This window comes from Oleiphilus sp. HI0061, assembly GCF_001635675.1.
Map to the genome: position 1 here is coordinate 1 of NZ_LWFE01001348.1, position 822 is coordinate 822.

At 41.5% G+C, this 822-nt stretch carries 1 protein-coding gene; it reads right to left on the bottom strand.

Features of this window, described 5'->3' with window-relative positions; translation table 11 throughout:
- Positions 1–668, bottom strand: a 668-nt coding sequence (locus A3735_RS21290; protein WP_156499805.1) for a hypothetical protein, incomplete at its 3' end; no start/stop codon positions are given.
- Between the last annotated feature and the right edge of the window lie 154 nt (positions 669–822).

Here is an 822-nt window from a genome sequence, read left to right on the forward strand (position 1 = left end):
CGGCACGTATCTAGATCCAATACATCATTAAACACTGTCAACATGGGAGGGGCTAAAGAACGGTACTCTTGTTGAAATAGACCACATTTGCAAGCTTCTATTGCCGGCCAATCTAATGCTTTGATCTTATTTAGTACATCTTCTTTGGATAAACAGAATGATAACTCGTCTGCAGATCCAGAAAATGAGGCGATCGATACTAGATCTTCGGTCTCGTATTCATCACCGTGTTTTAGCCTGTAGGTCTGCGAGTACTCAAAATCCTTTGTGTTCAAAGTTTGTTGAAAATGAATAGCATATCGAAGCAGGGCATAGAGCAAAGCATCGAATGCACGAGGTACAATAAAGTGACGGAGCGCATGACTTTCAAATAAGGGAACGATAGTGAATGCTTTGACGAGTCGTTGTATAAGCGTGTAGCAACCAGCCCATCCGGTTTGTTTAAGGAACAGAGGGGTCATCTCTTCTAAGCTTTTCTCCAGCACCTTAGCACTGTGGAAGTGAGACGTTAATGTAAACATAAGCATTAGCCATACGCTCAGTGCGAAACAAATAGGGCAAGGTGGCGATAACGCCTGGAAATGGTTGATCGAAAGATATCGATAGGATTGAATTGAAAGCAATCGATGCTGTTTAAGCAAACCGCTAATTAATTTCAGACGTGACATACCATACTCTAAGACTAACGTTTCTAAATCGTGAATTTGCTCAAAATATCGGTCACGATGTGCTTCTGTATCATACGACTGAAGATAAAATGTGACGCTAGAAATTTTGCTCACCTCAACGCCATGAATTGCTCTTAGCTGCTTTTTCTTGCAC